We start from the raw sequence: 22010 nt of genomic DNA on the forward strand, positions 1-22010 counted from the left end.
ACTAGATAATTTCCAAAAACTGATACTACGAATGAAAAGAAAAATGAAGAGGATTCTTTCAATTGGCTTACTATTAAGTTCATTATTTATTTTCAAAATAGCTCAAGGCCAAACCTACCCTTATCAAAACAGTACTTTGGATGTAGAAGAAAGAGTTGCCGACCTATTGTCCAGAATGTCCTTGGAAGAAAAAGTTCGACAAATGGACATGTACAAGGGTGATCTTTTTAAGACTGATGAAAAATTCGACAAACAAAAAACTTCAAGCACTATAGAAGAACTTGGGGTTGGTGCTATTCATGATATTTACCCCAAGTCTGAAAAAATGATCAATGATCTGCAAAAATTTGTGATCAAAAACAACAGATGGGGCATTCCGGCGCTCATTATGGCCGAAGCCTTACACGGCTATGTGGACGATGGCAACACGGCCTTCCCCATGAACATAGGTTTGGGGGCCACTTGGGACACCGACCTTATGCACAAAGTTGGAAAAACCATTGGCACCGAAGCCCGGGGACACGGAGTGCATTATGCACTGGGCCCCGTACTTGGAATAGGTCGTGAACCGCGTTGGGGAAGAGTGGCAGAGACATTTGGGGAAGATACTTATTTGGCCAGCGAGTTGGGGTTGGCAATGGTCAAAGGAATGCAGGGAGATACCCTCTCCGCTCCCGATGCAATTATTTCAGAACCCAAACACTTTGCTGTACATAGTTATCCGCAAGCTGGCGGCAATTCGTCACCTGTAATTGTTGGGGAAAGAACCGCGCGTGAAGACTTTTTACCGGTTTTTGAAAAGGCATACATCCAAGGCGGAGCTCTTGGTGCCATGTGTGCTTATTCAGAGCTGGACGGTGTTCCCTGCATCGTCAACAGTTGGCTGCTCACAGATGTCCTACGGAAAGAATGGGGATTCAAAGGAATTGTCATTTCAGATTTGGGAGCCATTAAATACGGCCAAACCGTGCATTTTGTGTCAGATTCCCCTAAAGAAGCCATCAGGCAAGCCGTTGCTGCAGGTGTAGATATGCAGTTTTATGATTTTTCAAATGAATTTTGGCAAGAAACCATCATCAAATTGGTCAAAGAGGGCAAACTGGACATGAGGGCAATTGACCGTGCCGCCGGAGGGGTCCTACGGTTGAAGTTCCTTTTAGGGCTTTTCGAAAATCCTTATATTGAAAAAGGTTCCATTGCTTCCAGTAAAAACACTCCAGAACATCAGCAATGGGCATTGGAAGCCGCCAGAAAATCCATCTGCCTTTTAAAAAACAATAACGATGTCCTTCCACTTCAAAAAAATATAGGTCGCATTGCAGTAATTGGCCCAAATGCCAATGCCAGTCGTTTAGGAGGTTATTCGGTTAGAAATAAAAAGGCAATGACCGTTTTAGAAGGCATTCAAAACTTGGTGGGAGATACATCCGAAGTGAACTACGAAGAAGGCGTTCCATTGATCAATTTTGGTCAAATAATCCCATCTAAATATTTGTTGACTCCGGATGGAAAACAAAACGGATTGCAAGGGGAATATTTCAACAACAGAAACTTGGAAGGGGAGTCCGTTTTGGAACGAATCGATCCCGAGCTGGAATTTGACTGGCCATGGTTTCCGGGGCCCGGGGTCAATGACGACCATTTTTCCATACGCTGGACAGGCTACTTGCAGCCCGATGTTGATTTTGACGGTTGGTTGGGCCTAAGTTCCGATGACGGTATCCGCATGTGGCTGGACGATCAATTGGTAATCGATAATTGGACCAAGGGATCAACAAACATTGTTACTTATCCAGTTAACTTAAAGGCCAACAAAAAATATAAACTCCGTATTGAAATGTGGGAAGGAGGCTGGGGAGCCCGGGCCCACCTTCGTTGGAATTTGAAAAAATTGGACATGACACCGGCCATTGAGCTTGCCAAAAATTCGGACGTGGCCATTGTGGTGGTAGGAGAATCCACCCAGTTGGTAGAAGAAAATAGAGATGTGGCCACTTTAGATTTATATGGCGCACAAAAAGAGCTGATTCAAGCTATCGTGGAGACCGGAACCCCGGTTATCTGTGTTCTTCTCAACGGAAGACCTTTGTCCATCAATTGGACCAATAACAATGTAGATGGAATTTTGGAGGCTTGGTTTCCTGGGGAACTTGGCGGGAAAGCGGTTGCAGAGGTCCTTTTTGGAGATTATAATCCAGCTGGAAGACTTCCTATTACCTTTCCAAAATCAGCTGGACAGCTACCCATATATTACAATCAAAAACCTTCAGCAATACATAGGTATGTAACAGAAAGCGAGGATCCCCTTTATTCCTTCGGATATGGTCTTAGCTATACCACATTCAACTATTCCAACCTAAAAATAAATCAAGAGCAAATCGCACCCAATGAAAAAGTAAAGATTACCGTAGATGTTGAAAACACAGGAAATAGAGCTGGAGAGGAAGTAGTTCAACTTTATATAAACGATTTAGTCAGCAGCGTGACCACTCCACGAAAAACCCTAAAGGGTTTTAAACGCATACATCTTGAAAAAGATGAAAAAACTACCGTTACATTTGAACTTGGCCCAGAAGAATTGGCCATTTGGGATCGTCAAATGCAAAGAACCGTGGAACCTGGTAAATTTGAAATATGGGTAGGCGGCAATTTTGATGCTTCCTTATCCACACGTTTTACTGTAACCGAACCACAAGGAAAATGACAATGAAGACTAACAAGAAAATTAAAATGAAGAAATTCCCGAAAAAATATGGCATAACCTTACTCTTGTTTCTGACAGCAGGTTATGGAGCATTGAATGCACAAGCAATTTATGAAGATGAACGATATGTTCCAGAAACAGACCCGTTGGTATTAGAAAAATTGGAGCAATGGCAAGATTTAAAATTTGGACTATTGATGCACTGGGGAGCATACAGTCAATGGGGAATTGTAGAATCTTGGTCCCTCTGTCCAGAGGAATATGGCTGGTGTGAGCGCAAAAAAGGAGAAAATCCTGATAATTATTTTGCCTATAAAAAGGAATATGAGGATTTACAAAAAACCTTCAACCCAACAAAGTTTGACCCAGATAAATGGGCAAAGGCCGCCAAATATGCCGGAATGAAATATGTGGTTTTCACTACAAAGCACCATGATGGGTTCTCCATGTTCGATTCCAAATACACCGATTATAAAATAACAGATTCCAAAACACCTTTCTCAACACATCCAAAGGCAAATGTTACCAAAGAAATCTTTGATTCTTTTAGAAATGAAGGTTTTTGGGCCGGTGCTTATTTTTCCAAACCAGACTGGCACGTGCCTTCCTATTGGGACCCGTACTACCCGCCACGAGACAGAAACGTGAACTATGAACCAGAGGCATATCCCAAAAAATGGCAGAAATATGTGGATTTCACCCATAACCAGATTTTGGAACTGCTCACAGACTACGGGAAGGTGGATATTCTATGGTTAGATGGTGGCTGGGTGTCCAAAAAGCCAAAATCTGCCATTACAAGTTGGTACGACCATCAACTTAAGGACAATGACAATGGGTATCTGAAACATCGAATTATCAACCAAGACATTAAAATGGATGAGTTGGTTGTTAAGGCAAGACAGAAGCAACCTGGACTGATTGTTGTGGACAGGGCGGTCCATGGAAAAAACCAGAACTATCTCACCCCGGAGAACCGGGTTCCTGAAAAACCACTGCCCTACCCTTGGGAATCGTGCATTATTTCAGGGGGTGGATGGTCCTACTCCTTCAATGCCAACTATATGTCTAGCCATGAGGCCATACATACTTTGGTGGACATTGTGGCCAAAGGAGGAAACCTGCTCTTGAACATTGCTCCTAGCCCTGATGGGGAATGGGATGAAGGTGCTTATCAATTATTGGAAAGTATTGGAGACTGGATGAAGGTAAACAGCGAAGCCATTTATGGCACAAAGGCCATTGCCCCTTATAAGTTCGACAACATCTGCCTTACTTCAAAAGATGACGGTTCTATCTATCTAATTTATCTAGTTAAAGAAGGTCAAGAAACCTTACCACCTGAAATCAAGTTTCCATTGGCCGAAGGTCAGAAAAAAATGCGAGCAAAACTATTGGGGACCAACAGCACTCTTAAAACCAAAAAGGTTGGGAATGAACTTATCATAACCCTTCCTGAGAGCAGAAAAGCACAGTTATTGAATACCGAAGCATTTGTAGTTAAATTGAGATAGGTTGCAAAAAGCCCCTTTTACATCAGTTTCAATAGAAGAAGGGGCTTTTATCTCTTTTAAACCATCAACATCCATAATGCCATTATCAACATAATGGCATTTTCTATAAATGTTGCTTCCGTCATGGGCAATTTAAGGGTCGTGCCCAAACACGCACACCGAATCGATTTTTTATCCATGAGGGTCTTGGTGACCCCAAAGGTGGTGATTCCCAAAATCACTATGGTTGCGATCAATGCAAATTGAATCTGTACCCGCATCAGAAAAAGCAGTCCCAATCCCAATTCAATAAATGGATATACCCAACCATAAGCTGGAACTAATCTGGCCAATGGATCGTACATTCCAAAACTTGCAGGGAAACCCCTTAAATCCAAAAGCTTAAAAAAGCTGAAGACAATATAAAAAAGCCCCATAAAGTCCAACATGCCCCCTGAAACACTCCGGTCTTTGAAATTTAAAAGAAACGCGGCCACGAACAAATAGGCAAAAATCAAAAACAAGGGGCGCAATTGAACCCATTTCGATTTTTCTTCGGAAGGCGACATCTCCATCACATGATTTCCCTTTTCAGAAATCGTGTACTTTTCTGATAACGCCGACTGGAGTTTTTGAAGCGGAACATGCTTTTCCATTGAAATTGTGGCCTCTTTTTTCTCCAAATCAACCTCAACCTCTTTCACATTGCCAACTGAATATAATTTTTCAGTCACCGAAGCAACACAGCCCTGGCATGTCATTCCCGTTACCGTATATGTATGCTTCATTTAGTGTTTATTGCTATCATCCGTATTGTCCTCCCGATATTTACAGCAGGGATGAATGTTGTCGTAAGCTTCCTGGGTGGCCTTCAATTCTTTGGTATCATGTCCCACCTGTGCAATAGCGGTCTTTATTTTCATGGCATCGGTTTTGCGCTCATCAACGATCAAGGACAATTGATGCGTGGGTACATCCCAAAGGGCGTACTTTACTCCAGTAACATTGAGTGCGGCCTTTTCTATGCGCATTTTGCACATTTCGCACCTACCATCTACCTCAAAGCTCATTTTCTTGTTCTTCTCCTGAGCGATTCCGGTCAAGGAAATCAACATACAGGCTAAAATTATTATTCGGATTTTCATATTGATATGTATTTATTTGTTATGATTTAAATCTAAAACCCATATAGAGCATTCTACCAAAAATTGGCGCATACACAATGGTCGTGTCAAAATTTGTTCCAAAGGGGTCATCCGCTCCCAACACGGCATTGTCCTGTTTAAAATTGGTCAGGTTTTCCCCACCGAGATATACTTCAAATTTTTTGGAGAACACTTTGGTCACTTGGGCGTTCATCAAACTATAACCATCGACAAAGTCCCCCAATTGGTACACTACAGGATTTGATGATGTATCGGGCAATCGCTGTTCCCCAATACGATTTAGGGTATAGTCAAATCGCCATTGCGAACCATTCTCCTTAGCGACCGTATTGTATCCTAAATTAGTAAAAAACCGATGTTGGGCCTGCAAAGGTTTTTGCAACAGCCCCGTTTGGTAATCCGTTTTTACATCATAAAATTTGTATGCGGTACGCAATTCAAAACCAGGTAGCACCTCATGGTTCAATTCTATTTGAAGACTATTTGCATAGCTCTTACCTTCCAGATTTGAGAATCTCACTTCTTGCGGGTTTTCCCAATCCACAACTATTTGATTGTCAAAATCCGTTCTATAAAAGTCAACAGAGAAATCTCCAGGACGTTCAAAAAGATTAAATCTTTGAATAAAACCAAAACCATAGTTTACTGCTTTCTCGGGGTCAAACCCATAAATATTGCCACCATTTCCCGCTAGTTGAATAGTTCTGGATGAAGCAAACATTCGCTGGTTTTCCGCAAAAATATTGGCAGCCCTTCTTCCCAATCCAAAAGAACCTCTTATGCTTGCTTTTTCCCACGGTGTATACCGCACATGCAACCGTGGTGTAAAAAATGTCCCCAGGAGATTGTGGGTATCCACACGAGCTCCGGCAGTTAAACTCAACTTCTCCAAATTGGTATAACTGTATTCAAAGAACACCCCGGCCGATCTATCTGATCTACTAAAAGATTCCCCATTGACCAATTCATCATAACCATCATAGGCAAATGAAAGACCCGTTTTGAACTTATGTTTGGTGTTCCCCAATATTGAATTGAAAATTAGGTTGGAGTACATACTTTCATGTTCAATGTTATAGGTGTTGAAGCCATAGTACGAATCTTGGCCATGATGACTATAGGATGCTTGAAATCCAAAACTTTGAAAGGGCAGTTCAGGAAACACATACCCCAATTTCAAAGACCCATCAAACCGTTCCGTATCTATTTCACTTCCCCAAGCGTTGGTGGTAAATCTGTCCGTATCTGGATTGAAATCTGCTTCACCAACCTGTTTTTCATCATTCAAATACCTTAGATTGAAAAAACTCACCCAACCCTTCTGTGGATTCTGGTACTGCCATCGGTTCATAATATTAATTTGATTCGCCAAAGGCGTATCCAAAAATCCATCATCATTATTATCCACTTCAATATCCCTTCTATTGCCATGTAGATATAGTCCCGTACTCCATTTATCGGATAGCTTCGTGTTCCAATGGGTATTCAGTTCCAATCGTCCATTAAGATTGGCATAACCGTTAACAAAAAGAGGAACATCGGTCAATGGTTTTTGCAATTCGGTATTGATTTGCCCCGAAATACTCTCATAACCATTCACAACACTTCCGGCACCTTTGGTAATTTGAATACTTTCTACCCAAGTCCCAGGTGTAAATGTGAGTCCATATACTTGGGAAGCACCTCTTACCATGGGAATATTTTCTTGGGTAATCAATAAATATGGACTGGTAAGTCCCAACATCTGTATTTGCTTTGTACCTGTAAGCGCATCGTTAAAATTGACATCTATGGCCGGATTGGTTTCAAAGCTTTCCGATAGATTACAGCAAGCTGCCTTTAATAATTCGGCACTATTGATAGTGACCAAATTTTGCGAGGAAAAAATAGTTTTTTGAACCGCTTCACGTTCTTGTTCCACCACCACTTCATCCAATTGGTTTGAAGGCACCAACCAATGGTGTACCATTTTGGGTTCATCAATAGTGAGGGTATCCGTCGTAAATCCCACAAAACTTATGATAAGTTTGTCATACTCCTTTGAATAGGGAATACTAAAGGTCCCGTCATCTTTGGTGATGGTTCCAATGGGAGAATTTTGCCAGTATACGTTGGCCCCGGCTAGGCCTATGTGTTTATTTTCGGTATTGGCCTCCATAACCATCCCATCAATTTTATCTTGGGCGGTCATCAGCATTGGAAGCCAAAAAAATAATGTTATAAAATGTTTCATTACTATATTGTATTAAATTAATAATCCTTAGCCCGAATCAAAAATGAGACGGGTAAACAGTATAAATTCAATACATCAAATCAAGAAGACTTGATCCAAGACCTGTATGTCCTTGACTAAATTGGGAGGTGGGTATTGCTCGTTGGGAACTGGAAGTTCTTCCAAAGGAAGATATAATTCCAAATAGGATTTAGTGAATGACACCAAAAAGACTTGATGCTTCAAATCCAAATCATCCCAAGAAAGTTTCAGGTCATCTTGACCTACAATTGTGAAAGATTCATCGTCACAGCATGGGATTTCCAGCGATTCCCCCATGGCTTCAGCAACCTCTTCCATTCCACAATCATCAGCATGCGTAAAAAAGGAAATATCCATTACCCGGCCCATACAAAGGTGCTTGTCCACCGTCCAAGAGATTGTGGAAAGCAGCACAAGGGCAGCCAGAAAAACAGAAGTTATATGATGAAAAAACTTTTTCACTAGCGCAAAATTACGATTTATTTCAATTTTGAGGTTTTTAAAGTATTTTCCTTAACTAAACTTTAAGGTCACTGAGATAATGTTTTATAGGCATTTCCGACCTATTCTTAAATGAAATACATTTGCAAAAATTGATTCTATGCTGGCATCTTTAAGACCAAAAATACTGGCCATTTTACAAGACGAAGACAAAACTACCGATACGCGTCTTGGTGAAATCTGCGAATTATTACAAAACAACATTCCCTATTACGATTGGGTAGGATTCTATTTTAAAAATGGTGACAAAGAGGAATTAAAATTAGGCCCTTATGCCGGAGAACCTACCGACCACACCATTATTCCTTTTGGCAAGGGAATTTGCGGACAAGTTGCGGTAAGCAATGAAAATTTTGTGGTCCCCGATGTTGCTGCCCAAGATAACTATATTGCATGCAGCATAACTGTTAAAGCTGAAATTGTGGTGCCACTTTTTGTCAATGGGGAAAATATTGGCCAAATTGATATTGATTCCAATACGCCAGACCCATTTACGGAAGAGGACGAGCGCTTTTTGGAATTCATCAATGCTGAAGTAGCCAAAATTCTGTAAAACTTATGCTATTTTGTTGATAACCCATCCTACATTTTAGTAACAAAAAATTTACTTTTGTGTGCTTAAGAATTTGATTTTAAGACACCAAATGAACACTGTCAAAAAGGCCTCCGCAGCACTTATTTCCGTATTTCACAAAGATGGTTTGGAGCCCATCGTAAAAAAATTGGATGAACTCGGCGTAACCCTCTATTCCACTGGGGGAACCGAAAAGTTTATCCGTGACCTCGGCATCAACGTGGTTCCCGTAGAAGATGTTACCAGTTATCCCTCCATTTTGGGCGGACGTGTAAAAACATTACACCCCAAAGTATTTGGCGGCATATTGAACAGACAAGACAATGAGAGTGATGTAGCCCAAATGCAAGAATTTGATATTCCACAGTTGGATGTTGTCATCGTAGATCTCTACCCTTTTGAAAAAACTGTGGCCAGTGGTGCTTCAGAGCAGGACATCATTGAAAAAATCGATATCGGTGGCATTTCCTTGATCCGTGCTGCTGCAAAAAACTATAAGGATGTGCTTTGTGTTTCCTCAATGGAGGATTACGAGGACTTTCTAAATGTTATTTCCGAAGGAAACGGCTCAACTTCTCTAGAAGACCGAAAACGATTTGCCGGTAAGGCCTTCAATGTTTCATCACATTACGATACGGCCATTTTCAATTATTTCAACCAAAATAATGGGGAAACCGCACTCAAAATCAGTGAGACCAAAGGACAAGTACTCCGCTATGGGGAAAATCCACATCAAAAAGGGGTTTTCTTTGGAGATTTTGATGCCATGTTCACGAAACTGCATGGCAAAGAGCTATCCTACAACAACTTGCTGGATGTGGATGCGGCCGTCAACTTGATGGAAGAATTTAAAAAAGATGAGCCTACCTTCGCCATCCTAAAACATAACAATGCTTGTGGCCTAGCTACCAGAAACACCATAAAGCAAGCTTATGTGGATGCCTTGGCAGGTGACCCTGTTTCCGCATTTGGGGGAATTTTGATTTCCAATGTTGAGATTGACCAAGAAACTGCCGAAGAAATCCATAAACTGTTTTGTGAAGTGGTCATTGCACCAAGCTATACTGATGATGCCCTAGAAACCCTAAAAGGAAAAAAGAACAGGATCATCTTGATACAAAATGAAGTGGAATTACCACAAACATTGGTTAGAACCTGCTTGAATGGTGTTCTGGTTCAAGATAAAGACCTTAAAACAGATACTTCTGATGACTTAAATCCAGCCACGGATAATAAACCTTCAGCTGAAGAAATTGAGGATCTGATCTTTGCATCCAAATTATGTAAGCATACCAAGAGCAACACCATTGTTTTGGCCAAGAACAAACAATTATGTGCTAGCGGTACCGGGCAAACCTCTAGAGTAGATGCATTGAACCAAGCTATTCACAAAGCCAAATCTTTCAATTTTGATTTGGAAGGTGCCGTAATGGCCAGTGATGCTTTTTTCCCTTTCCCAGATTGTGTGGAAATAGCACATAAAGCTGGAATTAAGAGTGTTATTCAACCTGGCGGATCTATTAAAGATCAGTTGAGCATTGATTATTGTAACGAAAATGGTTTGGCCATGGTAATGACTGGCACTAGGCATTTTAAGCATTAATTTTAGTACATTAGCCGATAATTTTTTCGGTAACCCAAAAACTAAGAGCATTCTATGGGATTTTTTGATTTTATGACGGAGGAAATTGCAATTGACCTCGGTACCGCCAACACTTTGATCATTCATTTAGACAAAGTTGTGGTGGATAGTCCTTCCATTGTTGCAAGAGACCGTGTTACAGGCAAAATCATTGCTGTTGGTAGGGAAGCCAATATGATGCAAGGGAAAACCCATGAGAACATTAAGACCATTAGACCACTTAAAGATGGTGTAATAGCGGATTTTGATGCGTCGGAAAAAATGATCAACATGTTCATCAAGAACATTCCGGCACTAAAGAAAAAATGGTTTCCTCCCGCTCTTAGAATGGTTATTTGTATTCCATCGGGGATTACCGAAGTGGAAATGCGAGCTGTAAGAGAATCCGCGGAGAGAGTAAACGGCAAAGAAGTCTACCTTATTCATGAGCCTATGGCCGCTGCCATTGGTATTGGTCTGGACATTATGCAGCCCAAAGGGAACATGATCGTTGACATAGGTGGGGGAACCACAGAGATTGCCGTTATTGCATTGGGTGGAATTGTTTGCGACAAGTCCGTGAAAATTGCAGGGGATGTGTTCACCAACGATATTATTTATTACATGCGTACCCAACACAACCTTTACGTTGGCGAAAGTACCGCTGAAGCCATAAAAATTGAAATTGGGTCTGCCACGGAGGATTTGAAATCTCCTCCAGAGGACAAATCCATTCAAGGAAGAGACTTATTGACAGGTAAACCGAAACAGGTTCAGGTTTCGTATAGAGAGATTGCCAAGGCATTGGACAAAAGTATCCTACGAGTTGAAGATGCTGTAATGGAGACCCTATCGCAGACCCCTCCCGAACTTGCCGCAGATATTTACAATACGGGCATTTACCTTGCCGGAGGAGGGTCTATGCTAAGAGGATTGGATCGAAGATTATCGCAAAAAACGGATTTACCTGTTTATATTGCAGAAGATCCTTTAAGGGCTGTAGTACGCGGTACAGGAATAGCACTTAAAAATTTAGAACGCTACAAGAGTATTCTGATTAAATAAGATAGTGAACCGTACCTGAGCAGTTTAAGGGCGTTCAAACTTTCAACCATACAGATGGCATGCAACGCATCATCAATTTTATCCTCCGCTACAGAAATGCTTTCCTTTACGGCTTTCTTACGCTTATTTCTTTGGTGATGACGGTTAGGTCACATTCCTATCATCAATCCAAATTCTTTAACTCATCCAAATGGCTTTCTGGAAATATTTACAATACAGGATCCAATATTTCCTCATATTTTGGACTGCGCAAAGAAAATGAAAGGCTTGTCAAGGAAAATAGACAACTGCGCAAAATGCTTTTTAACCTAAAGCCTTCCGATCAAGTTGTTGATACCTCATCTGTAAACTACGAAATAATGAGCGCTACGCTTATTAAAAATAGTTTTGCATCCCCCAGAAACTACTTGACCATCAATAAAGGGGAAAAACATGGTGTTGCCCAAGACATGGGAGTCATTACCACCAAAGGTATTCTTGGGATTGTTGAAAATGTTTCCAACAATTTTGCCACCGTGCAAAGTGTGCTCAACACAAAATCCAACATCAATGCCAAAATTAAGAACACCAATTTCTTTGGATCATTAGTTTGGAATGCAGAGGACTACACCACGGTTCAATTGGTAGATATTCCAAGACTTGTTCCTCTGGTTGTGGGCGACACAATAGTTACTGGAGCCATGTCAAGTATTTTCCCTGAAAACATTCCCATTGGGGTCATCAAAAAATATGACCTCAATACTTCAAAGAGTTTTTACAATATTGATGTTGAGCTTTTCAATGATATGACCAACATCAAAAACATATATTTAATCACCAACAAGCAAAGAGAGGAAATCAAATCTCTGGAAGAAACAACCTTAAATGAATAGCGCTCTATTTTTAAATAGTCTTCGATTTGTGCTGTTGGTCCTAACCCAAGTGCTGATTTTCAACACCCTTAATTTTTTGGGTTTCATCAATCCTTTGGTTTATGTTATCTTCTTCTACTGGTACCCTATCAAAGGAAATAGAGCTTTGTTTCTGATCGCATCCTTTTTATTGGGCTTTATTATTGATGTTTTTTCCGATACATTGGCCATCCATACCATTGCATCTTTGACTATTGCTTATGTAAGACCTGTACTGATGCGTTTCTGTTTTGGGGTAAATTATGAATTTCAAAATTTTAGTTTTAAAAACACCACCAAAATCCAAAGGCTTACTTTTTTGGCGCTTTTAATCCTAGTACACCAAGTTATTTTTTTCTCTTTGGAAGTTTTAAGCATATCCCACTTCGTGTTGATTTTAAAAAAGGTTTTTACCACAGGTATTGTAACTTTGATGTTATGCGCACTTTTTAGTTCATTGTTTAGTCCCAAAAACGAATAAAAAAGTTGTTATTTCGTTGGAATAAATATAGTTGGAAGGCATTATGAAAAAACTGCTCTTATCCTCCATTATCGTTATCATAGGATTCACCTTCATTGGAAGGTTATCCTACTTGCAGCTTTTTCGCTTCTCTCCTGATCAAACCTTGGAAGACCCAGCCATCAAAGCTATTTATGATTACCCTGAAAGAGGATATATTTATGACCGGAATGGGAAACTTTTGGTGGGAAATCAACCTGCATACGATGTCATGGTCATTCCTCGTGAAGTAAATCCCTTGGATACTTTGGAGTTTTGTGGGCTTTTGGGCATAGACAAAATTGCATTTATTGAAAAAATGACCAAGGCACGAAGATATTCGCCCAGACTTCCATCCGTTTTGGTGCCGCAGTTGTCCAAAGAAGATTATGCGCGTCTTCAGGAAAAAATGAGGCATTTTGATGGTTTTTACATCCAAAAAAGGTCGTTAAGATATTATGCAACCAACAGTGCTGCCAATGTACTGGGCTATATTAGTGAAGTAGGGGAATGGGAACTGAAAAAAAATCCCTACTACCGTGCCGGTGAATTAAAGGGACATACGGGCATTGAAAAACAATACGAAGAAGTCCTCAGAGGTAGAAAAGGGGTTCAATTTGTTCAAAAGGACCGTTTTAATCGCGATATAGGCCCTTATAAAGGTGGAAAGCTGGATACCCTTCCAGAACAGGGAAAGGAAATCCTGATTACTCTGGACAAGACCTTGCAAGAGTACGGCGAAAAATTGATGCATGGCAAGCGGGGTGGCATCGTTGCCATTGAACCTAAATCAGGTGAAATTTTGGCCATGATCTCCGGTCCTACGTACGACCCCTCCCTTTTGGTCGGCAGGGAACGCTCCAAGAATTATTCAAAACTACATTACGATACCATTTCCAAACCCACATGGGACCGTTCTATTTTGGCACATCCCTCGCCCGGATCCCCTTTTAAGATTCTTAATGCCCTGGTAGCCTTGCAAGAAGGGGTCATAGACACCGATACAAAATTCCGATGCTATAATGGTTTTTATGTGGGCAATACTTTGAGAGGATGTCATTGCGGAGGAGGTGTACGTAATATGAACTCGGGAATCTACCATTCCTGCAATGCCTACTTTGCCGGAACCTTTAGAAAGATCTATGGCAAATACCCCACCACTGACGAGGGTATGGATGTCTGGGAAAAACATATGAGAAGCTTTGGCCTGGGAGACTATTTGGGAACGGACCTACCAACCGGAAGTCCTGGTCGAATTCCCAATAAGGCCTATTATGACCGTGCCTATGGCGATAATAGATGGTCCTCTTCGTATATTATCTCCAATTCCATTGGGCAAGGAGAGGTAGCGGCCACGCCCCTACAACTGGCCAACATGACCGCCGCCATAGCCAATCGAGGTTATTTCTACACTCCCCATGTGCTAAAAAGCATCGGAACTACCGGATCTATTGACCCCAGATACACTGAACCCCACTATACCACCATAGACCGCAAACATTTTGAACCTGTTATTGAAGGCATGGCCAATGTTTATAAATATGGTACTGCCCGATGGATCCAGGTTCCTGGAATTGAAATTGCCGGAAAAACAGGTACGGTTGAAAATTTCATCCGGGTAAATGGGGAACGTATGCAACTTACGGACCATTCCATTTTTGTGGCCTTCGCCCCTATAGAGAATCCCAAGATTGCCCTGGCAGTGTACATTGAAAATGGATATTATGGCGGACGATATGCAGGTCATATTGCATCACTATTGATTGAAAAATATATAAAAGGTGAAATCACAAGAAAAGATTTGGAAAAACGCATGTTGGAAAAAACCTTGGAACATGAATATGCCAAACCTTATAGTGGAGAACCTTTTAAGATAAACGAATATGTCTGGTAAAGGGCTCTTTGGAAGAATAGATTGGCTTACTGTTTTTCTCTATGCACTTTTAGTCCTCATAGGGTGGGTCAATATTTATTCTACCACATTGACCGGCCCAGAAGCTTCAATTTTTGATTTTTCCACATTATATGGCAAACAGCTCTTTTTCATCGGATTGGCTTTTTGGGGAATTATCTTGGTGCTATTTGTCGAAGCTAACCTTTTTGAACGGTTTGCATCCATTTTTTATATTGTCTCCATTATACTATTGCTTGGTCTTTTTCTCTTCGGAAAAACAATAGCAGGAGCAACCTCTTGGTATGATTTAGGCTTCTTTAACCTTCAGCCATCAGAATTGGCCAAGGTTACGACCGCTTTGGCACTCGCCAAGTTTTTGAGTGATATACAAACCGATTTAAAAACAGGAAAACACCAACTATTTGCTGTCATAATCATTCTGATTCCTGCACTCTTAATACTCCCTCAACCTGATCCAGGAAGTGCTCTAATCTACTTTTCCCTGTTTTTTGTGCTCTTTAGAGAAGGATTCCCATTGTTTTACCTTGGAATATTATTGTTCATGGTAGTGTTGTTTACCACCACCTTGATGTTCGGAACTGTATGGGTGGCCATTGGCTTGGTAATTCTCACAATTTTGATGTATACATTCAAGAAAGCATCTTTAAAAATCCCTTTCATTCCGGTAATTGGCACCATCATACTTTCCGTTCTTTTCTCCTTATCGGTTGATTTTGTCTACGACAATGTTTTTGAACAGCGCCACAGGGATCGTTTTGCTTTGTGGTTAAGCTTGGAAAAGGATGAAAGTAAGTTGGAGGAAATTCGGAAAACCATTGGCTATAATACCTATCAATCTGAAAAAGCCATTGAATCCGGAGGTTTTTTTGGAAAAGGTTTTCTGGAAGGAACACGTACAAAAGGGGATTTTGTACCAGAACAACATACGGATTATATTTTTAGTTCTGTGGGTGAAGAATGGGGCTTTTTGGGAACGGTTTCTGTAATCCTACTTTTCTCTATTTTCTTTTTGAGACTGATACAACTTGCAGAAAGGCAAAAGAGCGACTTCAACCGAATGTACGGTTATGGTGTCATTTCCATTTTAGTGTTCCATTATTTTATCAATATAGGGATGGTGATAGGTCTATTACCCACCATTGGGGTTCCTCTACCGTTTTTTAGCTATGGTGGTTCTGGATTAATATTTTTCACCATGCTCTTGTTCATTTTCTTAAAGCTCGATTCGAACAGATTGAAAGATGGTATTTAAAATTTCCAACCAGATTTTTGTATTTGTCCCTCAACTTTTTCCTGCCAATCTTTAGATTGCTTTTCAAAAAAATCAATCCCGGTAATGTTTTCAACTTGATCTATGGAAACCAAAAAGTGCTGTATGGATTGCCCTGATGGTTCATTGGGTATCAAAAAAGCCAACGCGCTAGATGAATCATCATTATTTCTAAGTATTATTTTGTAAAAATGGTCCGGGACATCCACATCCTCTGTTCCAATCTCCTCCAGTCCATCTTCCAAGACACCTCCAGTAACAACAATCAAATCCCCATACTTTTTGCACCAAAAGCGTACTTGTTGTTCCAATCGGTTCCAAACACCTGCATTAAATTCCCTGTCCTGAGGGCTGATGTTACTGGTATAAAACGTTTCATTATAGGCGTATTCCGAAAATCTTCTGTCTCCTGCCGGGCATAAGTGCCCCCTGTCATATCCAGAACCTCTATAATTTTTCCAGTCTGCGGACTTGCTTTTTACTTTTGGGTCTTCAATAAAGTAGGGTCTTTCTCGATCATCATAGGTTAGGTGTTCTTTCTTTAGTTGATAGGCCACCCACTCTGCCTGTTCATGTGGTTCACTATAAGACAAGACAAAATGCTCGTGTTGCACAATCATTCCGGTTGTAGATCTAGGCAACCAATCTTTATCCATACCATTGTGAGCATCAGCTTTAGGGTTGGAATATTTGGCAGGGGTGTAGAAATTTTCAAATAGCCAAAAGCCAACGATACAGATTATTAAAAGTAGGGTGTATATGGTTTTATTTTTCAAACCTAAAGATTTGGTGCAAAACTAAACATCTCTTCAATAAAAAAGCCAACCGAAATGGCTGGCTAATATTTTTCAGAGACAATTGAATTATCCCTTTACACTAGCTAACTTACGCTCAGTGCTCTTGATATTGTTCAATTGAAGGTCTTTCAACACATTTACCGCTTCTTCAACATAAATATCTTTAGCTAAATTTTTGTGCCATCTGTCCCTTTTCTCACGAAGCACTGAATCTTGGGTAAACAATTCCGTTTCGTATTTTAGAGATTGGAAGGTAAGCTTAGAGTCATAATCCCTTAAGCTATTGAATTTCTCTGAACGCTTTTTGGCTTCGTCTCCCTTCTTAACGTAAGAATCATAGCTCAGGGAAATAATTGTTTCATCCTGTTGCTCTTTCAACCATTTAGCATTCTCCTCAATCAATTTGATCTGAGCATTGTTGGCCATCCTTTTCTTGCTATTGGACACGGTGGTTTCAAAATCGATATAACCATCCCAAGCTTCATAATCCGCCGGAGTAATTTTATCCCACCCCAGTGGGTTTTCTTGATCACGCTCACCCAAATCGATATAGCTGTATTTGTCCGGAACAACAATGTCGCTCTTTACACCTTCCAACTGGGTTGAACCCCCATTGATCCTGTAAAATTTCTGAGTGGTCAGTTTTATGGCTCCCAAGTCACCATGCTCATTGCTTCGCACGATATTATCCAAAGGAATTACATTTTGTACGGTTCCTTTTCCAAAAGTTTGCTTACTTCCAATGACTACGGCTCTTTTATAATCCTGCATAGCAGCAGCCAAAATTTCCGAGGCAGAGGCAGAAAGTTCGTTCACCAATATTACCAAGGGACCATCCCACTGAATGCGTTCATCCTTGTCTTCATGCACTTCTTTACGCTGACCTGATGAGCGTACCTGCACAATTGGCCCATCTTTGATGAACAACCCGGCCATTTCCACAACAGTTTTTAGGGAACCTCCTCCATTATCTCTTAAATCAAGTACAATTCCTTCAACGCCTTCTTCTTTTAAACGCTCTACTTCTTTGGCAACATCGGTGGCTGCATTTCTTTCAGTATAATCCTCAAAATCTACATAAAACTTGGGTAGATTGATCAAACCAAATTTATTGTCATCTTTTTCAATGGTTGCCGATTTGGCGTAAGATTCCTCCAACTCCACAACATCGCGCGTAATTGAAACCTCCTCAATGGTACCATCAACCTTTCTAACGGTAAGGTCCACAATGGTTCCTTTAGGGCCTTTTATCAATTTGATGGCATCGTCCAATCGCATACCAACAATGTCTGTTGGTTCATCTCCATCTTGGCCCACTTTTAATATTTCATCGCCTACTTCAAGGCTTTGCTCTCTCCATACGGGACCTCCAGAGATGATTTCAACTATTTTGGCTCCTTCTGGTTTTTTCTGCAAACGAGCTCCAATCCCCTCAAATTTACCAGACATTCCGATGTCAAATTTTTCTTTGTCGTCAGGAGCAAAATAGAAAGTGTGGGGATCAAACTCTTCAACTATGGTATTAATGTATTGCACAAACCAATCTTGACGATCTAAATCGTCAATGAAATCGAAAAATTCATTCAAGGTATTCTTGGTATTTTCCCTAGCCTCTTCTTCCGTCAACTGTTTATTAACTTTCATGGGAATTGCACTGAACGAATAGGATTGTGAAGCAATTTCATCACCTACAGACTGCTGAATTTCCACTATTTTGTTTTCCACCTTGTTTTCAAAAACAGCCAATGTATTGTATTTCAGCTGTTTTCTCCAGCGTTCTTTCAATTGTTTTTTATTAGCCGCAAACTCTTGGTTTTTGTAATCAATATTGATGGTCTCATCAATGGTATAATCAAAAGGTTTGGTCAAGACTTCAGTATAAATCTCTTTTGCCTCATCCATACGCTTCATTAAACGTTGATACACTACATTGAAGAATGTAATATCCGTATTACGAATTTCATCATCAATCATGAATCTGTATTTCTCAAATTCACGAATATCACTTTGCAAAAAATATCTTTTTGTAGGATCAAGGATATCAATAAAATCATCAAAAACATTGGAGCTGAAATTGTCATTCAAATCCTTAGGTTCATAATGTCCACGTTCCAATACGTAGGTAATCAGATCCAACAACAATTTATCCTTGTCGTCGTTTTCAAAAGATTTGTTGGTAAAACTGCAGGACGCCACTGCTACAAGTATTATTAATAGCGCCAATATGAAGTTCTTTTTCATAAATTTTTCTTTGTGGGAGCGAATTTATCTGACCATATACTGCCAAATCTTCATTACGTCATCCGTAGTTTCTAGTTATATGGATTCCCTAAGATACTGAAAAAACCGTGCCAGTCCTGTAGATACCATTTAATTTTTTGTTAAACGGCCTAGGCTCCATATCCTTATGAAAAACGTATTTTTACGCCATTAATTATACAACATGGAAAAACCACTCATTCTGGTTACCAATGATGATGGAATCACAGCTCCTGGACTTAGGGCTCTGATCAAGATTATGAAAGAGATTGGGGATGTCGTTGTAGTGGCACCAGATAGTCCGCAATCTGGAATGGGGCACGCTATTACTGTTGATAGCACCTTGTTTTCCAAAAAAGTGGTCATTGACCAAAATGAAGGAGCCCCAACGGAATATAGCTGCAGTGGAACTCCAGCGGATTGCGTAAAATTGGCGCTACGCGTCATTTTGGACAGAAAACCTGACATCTGCGTGAGTGGAATCAATCATGGAGCCAATTCTTCTATCAATGTTATTTACTCTGGCACCATGAGCGCTGCCATTGAAGCTGGAATTGAGGGAATACCCGCTATTGGTTTTTCTTTATGCGATTATTCTTGGGAAGCCAATTTTGAGCCTGCCCTGTCCTCTATCAAAAAAATAGTTTTGGAAGCTCTAAACAATGGCATTCCCAAAGGGACCGTACTAAACGTAAACATTCCAAGAACTTCTGATAAGCCCAAGGGCGTTAAAGTTTGTAGACAGGCCAGAGGTAATTGGAAAGAGCAATTTGACGAACGTACAAGTCCATCTGGTAAAAACTATTATTGGCTGACCGGCGAATTTGAACTTTTAGATAAGGGCGAGGACACAGACGAATGGGCATTGGCACAAGACTACATTTCGGTAGTTCCAACACAGTTTGACCTTACTGCGCACCATGCCATACATCAAATAAATAACTGGAATTTAGAATGAACAACAGAAAAGAAATATTGATTGGTTTTTTGGTAGGTATTATTGCGAACACCTTCGGAACCCTAATTTACATTCTTCTTTTTTCAGATTTAGGTATTTTGGAGACTTTCCAAGCTGCCAAAAGCCAAGGGTATTTGGGTAGTTTGCTTGCGTTGGGAGCCATATTGAATCTTTTGGCATTCTTTGGTTTCCTTCGAATAAAAAGGGAACACAGGGCAAGAGGAGTAATGATTGCAACCTTGTTGACCGCTTTGATTATTTTGTTCTATAAAGTATTTGGATAAACCTGCCATCAGCAAATAGCCCATGAAGTACTACATCATAGCCGGTGAAGCCTCTGGAGACCTGCATGGTTCCAACCTCATCAAAGCTCTTATAAAAGAGGATGAAGAGGCGCAAATTCGTTGTTGGGGTGGTGATTTAATGCAAAATGCTGGAGGACAATTGGCCAAACACTATAAAGAAATGGCCTTTATGGGGTTTTTGGAGGTCATCAAGAACATCCCAACCATTTTTAAAAACATTGCATTTTGTAAAGAAGACATTCAAAAGTTTAATCCGGATATCGTCATTTTTATTGATTTTTCAGGATTTAACCTTCGCATTGCCAAATGGGCCAAGAAACAGGGCTTTAAAACCAATTACTACATCTCTCCACAAATATGGGCGTCACGGGAGGGTAGAATCAAAAAAATCAAAAGGGATATTGACAGCATGTACGTGATCCTTCCTTTTGAAAAAGAGTTTTATGAAAAAAAACATGGTTACCCCGTAAATTTTGTAGGCCATCCATTGATTGATGCCATAGAGAATACTGAACTTGCAGACGAAGCTACCTTCCGAAGTGAAAACAATCTTGACCCACAAAAACCAATCATTGCATTACTTCCTGGTAGCAGACGACAAGAAGTACAAAAGATGTTGTCGATAATGCTCTCCGTACAAAAGGATTTTGCCGATTATCAATTTGTAATCGCCGGCGCCCCGAGCCTTCCAGATGTTTTTTACACTTCTTTTTTGAACGGAAATGTAAGTTTTGTATCCAACCAGACCTATTCATTATTGAAACATTCGCATGCTGCATTGGTCACCAGCGGAACCGCGACTTTGGAAACAGCTCTTTTTGAAATCCCTCAAGTGGTGTGCTACAAAGGAAATTGGATTTCTTATCAAATTGCCAAGCGAATCATTACATTGGATTTCATTTCACTGGTGAATTTAATTATGGGCAAAGAAGTTGTCAAAGAATTGATTCAAAATGAATTAACTTCCAAAAACCTAAAGGTTGAACTATCAAAAATAATTGAAGGAGAAAACAGGAAACGCATCTTGACCGACTACAAAACACTAAAGAAAAAATTGGGCGGAAAAGGCGCCAGTCAATTGGCGGCCCAATTAATCGTCAAAAATGCTTAGATTTAGCTTCCGAGAATGTAAAACTATTTCTTGGATGCTTAAAAAAACCCTTTTCTTACTATTGTTTTTTGCCGTAGTGGCCTGTGGGCCGGGCAAAAGAAAACGTACCTACAGCAAGACCCGAACCGTTTCGGTAGAGGGGTCCACCGAAGACACATCTTCCCGAAAATCCAGAAAGGAAGAACGAAAAAACAACAAGGCAGAGGCCATTATTTCCACGGCCATGACTTTTTCCGGAACGCGATACAAATATGGGGGCACTACCAAAAGAGGTATGGATTGCTCTGGATTGATCTATGTTGCATTACAGGAAAATGACATTGCATTTCCCCGAACTTCTTACCTCATGGCCCGCGAAGGACAACCCATAAAAGTGAGGCAAGTTCAAAAAGGAGATCTTCTCTTTTTCAAGACCAGCAAAAGTGGAAACCGTATCAACCATGTAGGATTAGTGGTAGATGTAAAAGGTGACGATGTAAAATTTATTCACGCCACAACCTCCAGAGGCGTTTTGGTGTCTTCCCTACGGGAAGGGTATTGGAACTATGCTTTTGTTAAAGCCATGCGTATTCTTTAATGCGCGTTTTTGATTTTGTGTCAATTCGATTGACGCTATACCTTATTGTAG

Annotated in this window: 19 protein-coding genes; 13 read left to right on the forward strand and 6 right to left on the reverse strand. The window is 40.5% G+C overall.

Annotation, left to right across the window (positions count from 1 at the left end):
* Positions 1-31 precede the first annotated feature (31 nt).
* Positions 32-2704, forward strand: coding sequence for a glycoside hydrolase family 3 protein (locus tag HJC33_RS01065; protein ID WP_171656935.1), 2673 nt, complete (start codon positions 32-34; stop codon positions 2702-2704).
* Positions 2701-4218: an alpha-L-fucosidase gene (locus HJC33_RS01070; RefSeq protein WP_246245450.1), complete on the forward strand. Its 1518-nt coding sequence runs from the start codon at positions 2701-2703 to the stop codon at positions 4216-4218. The genes HJC33_RS01065 and HJC33_RS01070 overlap by 4 nt, the downstream gene beginning before the upstream one ends.
* Positions 4219-4274: 56 nt before the next feature.
* Here the strand turns inward: HJC33_RS01070 and HJC33_RS01075 are convergent, their stop codons facing one another.
* From HJC33_RS01075 to HJC33_RS01090, 4 genes are all read right to left on the reverse strand, one after another.
* Positions 4275-4985 carry a heavy metal translocating P-type ATPase gene (locus HJC33_RS01075; protein ID WP_171656936.1) on the reverse strand — a complete coding sequence of 237 codons (711 nt, stop codon included), beginning with the start codon at positions 4983-4985 and terminating at the stop codon, positions 4275-4277.
* Positions 4986-5342 (reverse strand): heavy-metal-associated domain-containing protein, encoded by a 357-nt coding sequence (locus HJC33_RS01080; protein WP_171656937.1) that lies wholly within the window; start codon positions 5340-5342, stop codon positions 4986-4988.
* A gap of 19 nt (positions 5343-5361) precedes the next feature.
* Positions 5362-7596, reverse strand: a complete 2235-nt coding sequence (locus HJC33_RS01085; RefSeq protein ID WP_171656938.1) for a TonB-dependent receptor — start codon at positions 7594-7596, stop codon at positions 5362-5364.
* 75 nt (positions 7597-7671) lie between these two features.
* Positions 7672-8079, reverse strand: a complete 408-nt coding sequence (locus HJC33_RS01090) for an HYC_CC_PP family protein (protein ID WP_272620852.1) — start codon at positions 8077-8079, stop codon at positions 7672-7674.
* Between the two features lie 139 nt (positions 8080-8218).
* Here HJC33_RS01090 and HJC33_RS01095 point away from each other — a divergent pair, with 139 nt between their 5' ends.
* The 7 genes from HJC33_RS01095 to rodA all read left to right on the forward strand — a co-directional run bounded on the left by HJC33_RS01095 (position 8219) and on the right by rodA (position 15934).
* Positions 8219-8671, forward strand: a complete 453-nt coding sequence (locus HJC33_RS01095) for a GAF domain-containing protein (RefSeq protein WP_171656939.1) — start codon at positions 8219-8221, stop codon at positions 8669-8671.
* Positions 8672-8762: 91 nt separating this feature from the next.
* Positions 8763-10295, forward strand: a complete 1533-nt coding sequence (purH, locus tag HJC33_RS01100) for a bifunctional phosphoribosylaminoimidazolecarboxamide formyltransferase/IMP cyclohydrolase (RefSeq protein ID WP_171656940.1) — start codon at positions 8763-8765, stop codon at positions 10293-10295.
* A gap of 54 nt (positions 10296-10349) precedes the next feature.
* Positions 10350-11378 carry a rod shape-determining protein gene (locus HJC33_RS01105; protein ID WP_171656941.1) on the forward strand — a complete coding sequence of 343 codons (1029 nt, stop codon included), beginning with the start codon at positions 10350-10352 and terminating at the stop codon, positions 11376-11378.
* Positions 11379-11437: 59 nt separating this feature from the next.
* Positions 11438-12250: a rod shape-determining protein MreC gene (gene mreC, locus HJC33_RS01110; RefSeq protein WP_171656942.1), complete on the forward strand. Its 813-nt coding sequence runs from the start codon at positions 11438-11440 to the stop codon at positions 12248-12250.
* Positions 12243-12749: a rod shape-determining protein MreD gene (locus HJC33_RS01115; protein ID WP_171656943.1), complete on the forward strand. Its 507-nt coding sequence runs from the start codon at positions 12243-12245 to the stop codon at positions 12747-12749. Before mreC ends, HJC33_RS01115 begins: the two co-directional genes overlap by 8 nt.
* Positions 12750-12792: 43 nt before the next feature.
* Positions 12793-14661 carry a peptidoglycan D,D-transpeptidase FtsI family protein gene (locus HJC33_RS01120; RefSeq protein ID WP_171656944.1) on the forward strand — a complete coding sequence of 623 codons (1869 nt, stop codon included), beginning with the start codon at positions 12793-12795 and terminating at the stop codon, positions 14659-14661.
* Positions 14651-15934, forward strand: coding sequence for a rod shape-determining protein RodA (gene rodA, locus HJC33_RS01125; RefSeq protein WP_171656945.1), 1284 nt, complete (start codon positions 14651-14653; stop codon positions 15932-15934). The genes HJC33_RS01120 and rodA overlap by 11 nt, the downstream gene beginning before the upstream one ends.
* Here the strand turns inward: rodA and HJC33_RS01130 are convergent.
* Together HJC33_RS01130 and HJC33_RS01135 are read right to left on the reverse strand one after the other, a co-directional pair.
* Positions 15931-16728 (reverse strand): DNA/RNA non-specific endonuclease, encoded by a 798-nt coding sequence (locus tag HJC33_RS01130; RefSeq protein ID WP_171656946.1) that lies wholly within the window; start codon positions 16726-16728, stop codon positions 15931-15933. The two genes, rodA and HJC33_RS01130, sit on opposite strands and share 4 nt — an antisense overlap.
* An 87-nt stretch (positions 16729-16815) precedes the next feature.
* On the reverse strand, positions 16816-18990 hold the full coding sequence (locus tag HJC33_RS01135; protein WP_171656947.1) for a carboxy terminal-processing peptidase: 2175 nt from the start codon (positions 18988-18990) through the stop codon (positions 16816-16818).
* Between the two features lie 202 nt (positions 18991-19192).
* On the opposite strand from HJC33_RS01135, the gene surE reads away from it, so the two are divergent.
* The 4 genes from surE to HJC33_RS01155 are packed head-to-tail and all read left to right on the forward strand — an operon-like array spanning position 19193 to position 21959.
* Complete coding sequence (gene surE, locus HJC33_RS01140) at positions 19193-19966, forward strand: 5'/3'-nucleotidase SurE (RefSeq protein WP_171656948.1); 774 nt, start codon at positions 19193-19195, stop codon at positions 19964-19966.
* Positions 19963-20250 carry a hypothetical protein gene (locus HJC33_RS01145; protein WP_171656949.1) on the forward strand — a complete coding sequence of 96 codons (288 nt, stop codon included), beginning with the start codon at positions 19963-19965 and terminating at the stop codon, positions 20248-20250. Before surE ends, HJC33_RS01145 begins: the two co-directional genes overlap by 4 nt.
* Before the next feature lie 22 nt (positions 20251-20272).
* Positions 20273-21382, forward strand: a complete 1110-nt coding sequence (gene lpxB, locus HJC33_RS01150; RefSeq protein WP_171656950.1) for a lipid-A-disaccharide synthase — start codon at positions 20273-20275, stop codon at positions 21380-21382.
* 34 nt (positions 21383-21416) lie between these two features.
* The gene (locus HJC33_RS01155; protein WP_171656951.1) at positions 21417-21959 is read left to right on the forward strand and encodes a C40 family peptidase; all 543 of its coding nucleotides are present in this window, start codon (positions 21417-21419) and stop codon (positions 21957-21959) included.
* Positions 21960-22010: the final 51 nt, after the last annotated feature.

This window comes from Flagellimonas amphidinii (assembly GCF_013090115.1).
GTDB lineage: Bacteria > Bacteroidota > Bacteroidia > Flavobacteriales > Flavobacteriaceae > Flagellimonas > Flagellimonas amphidinii.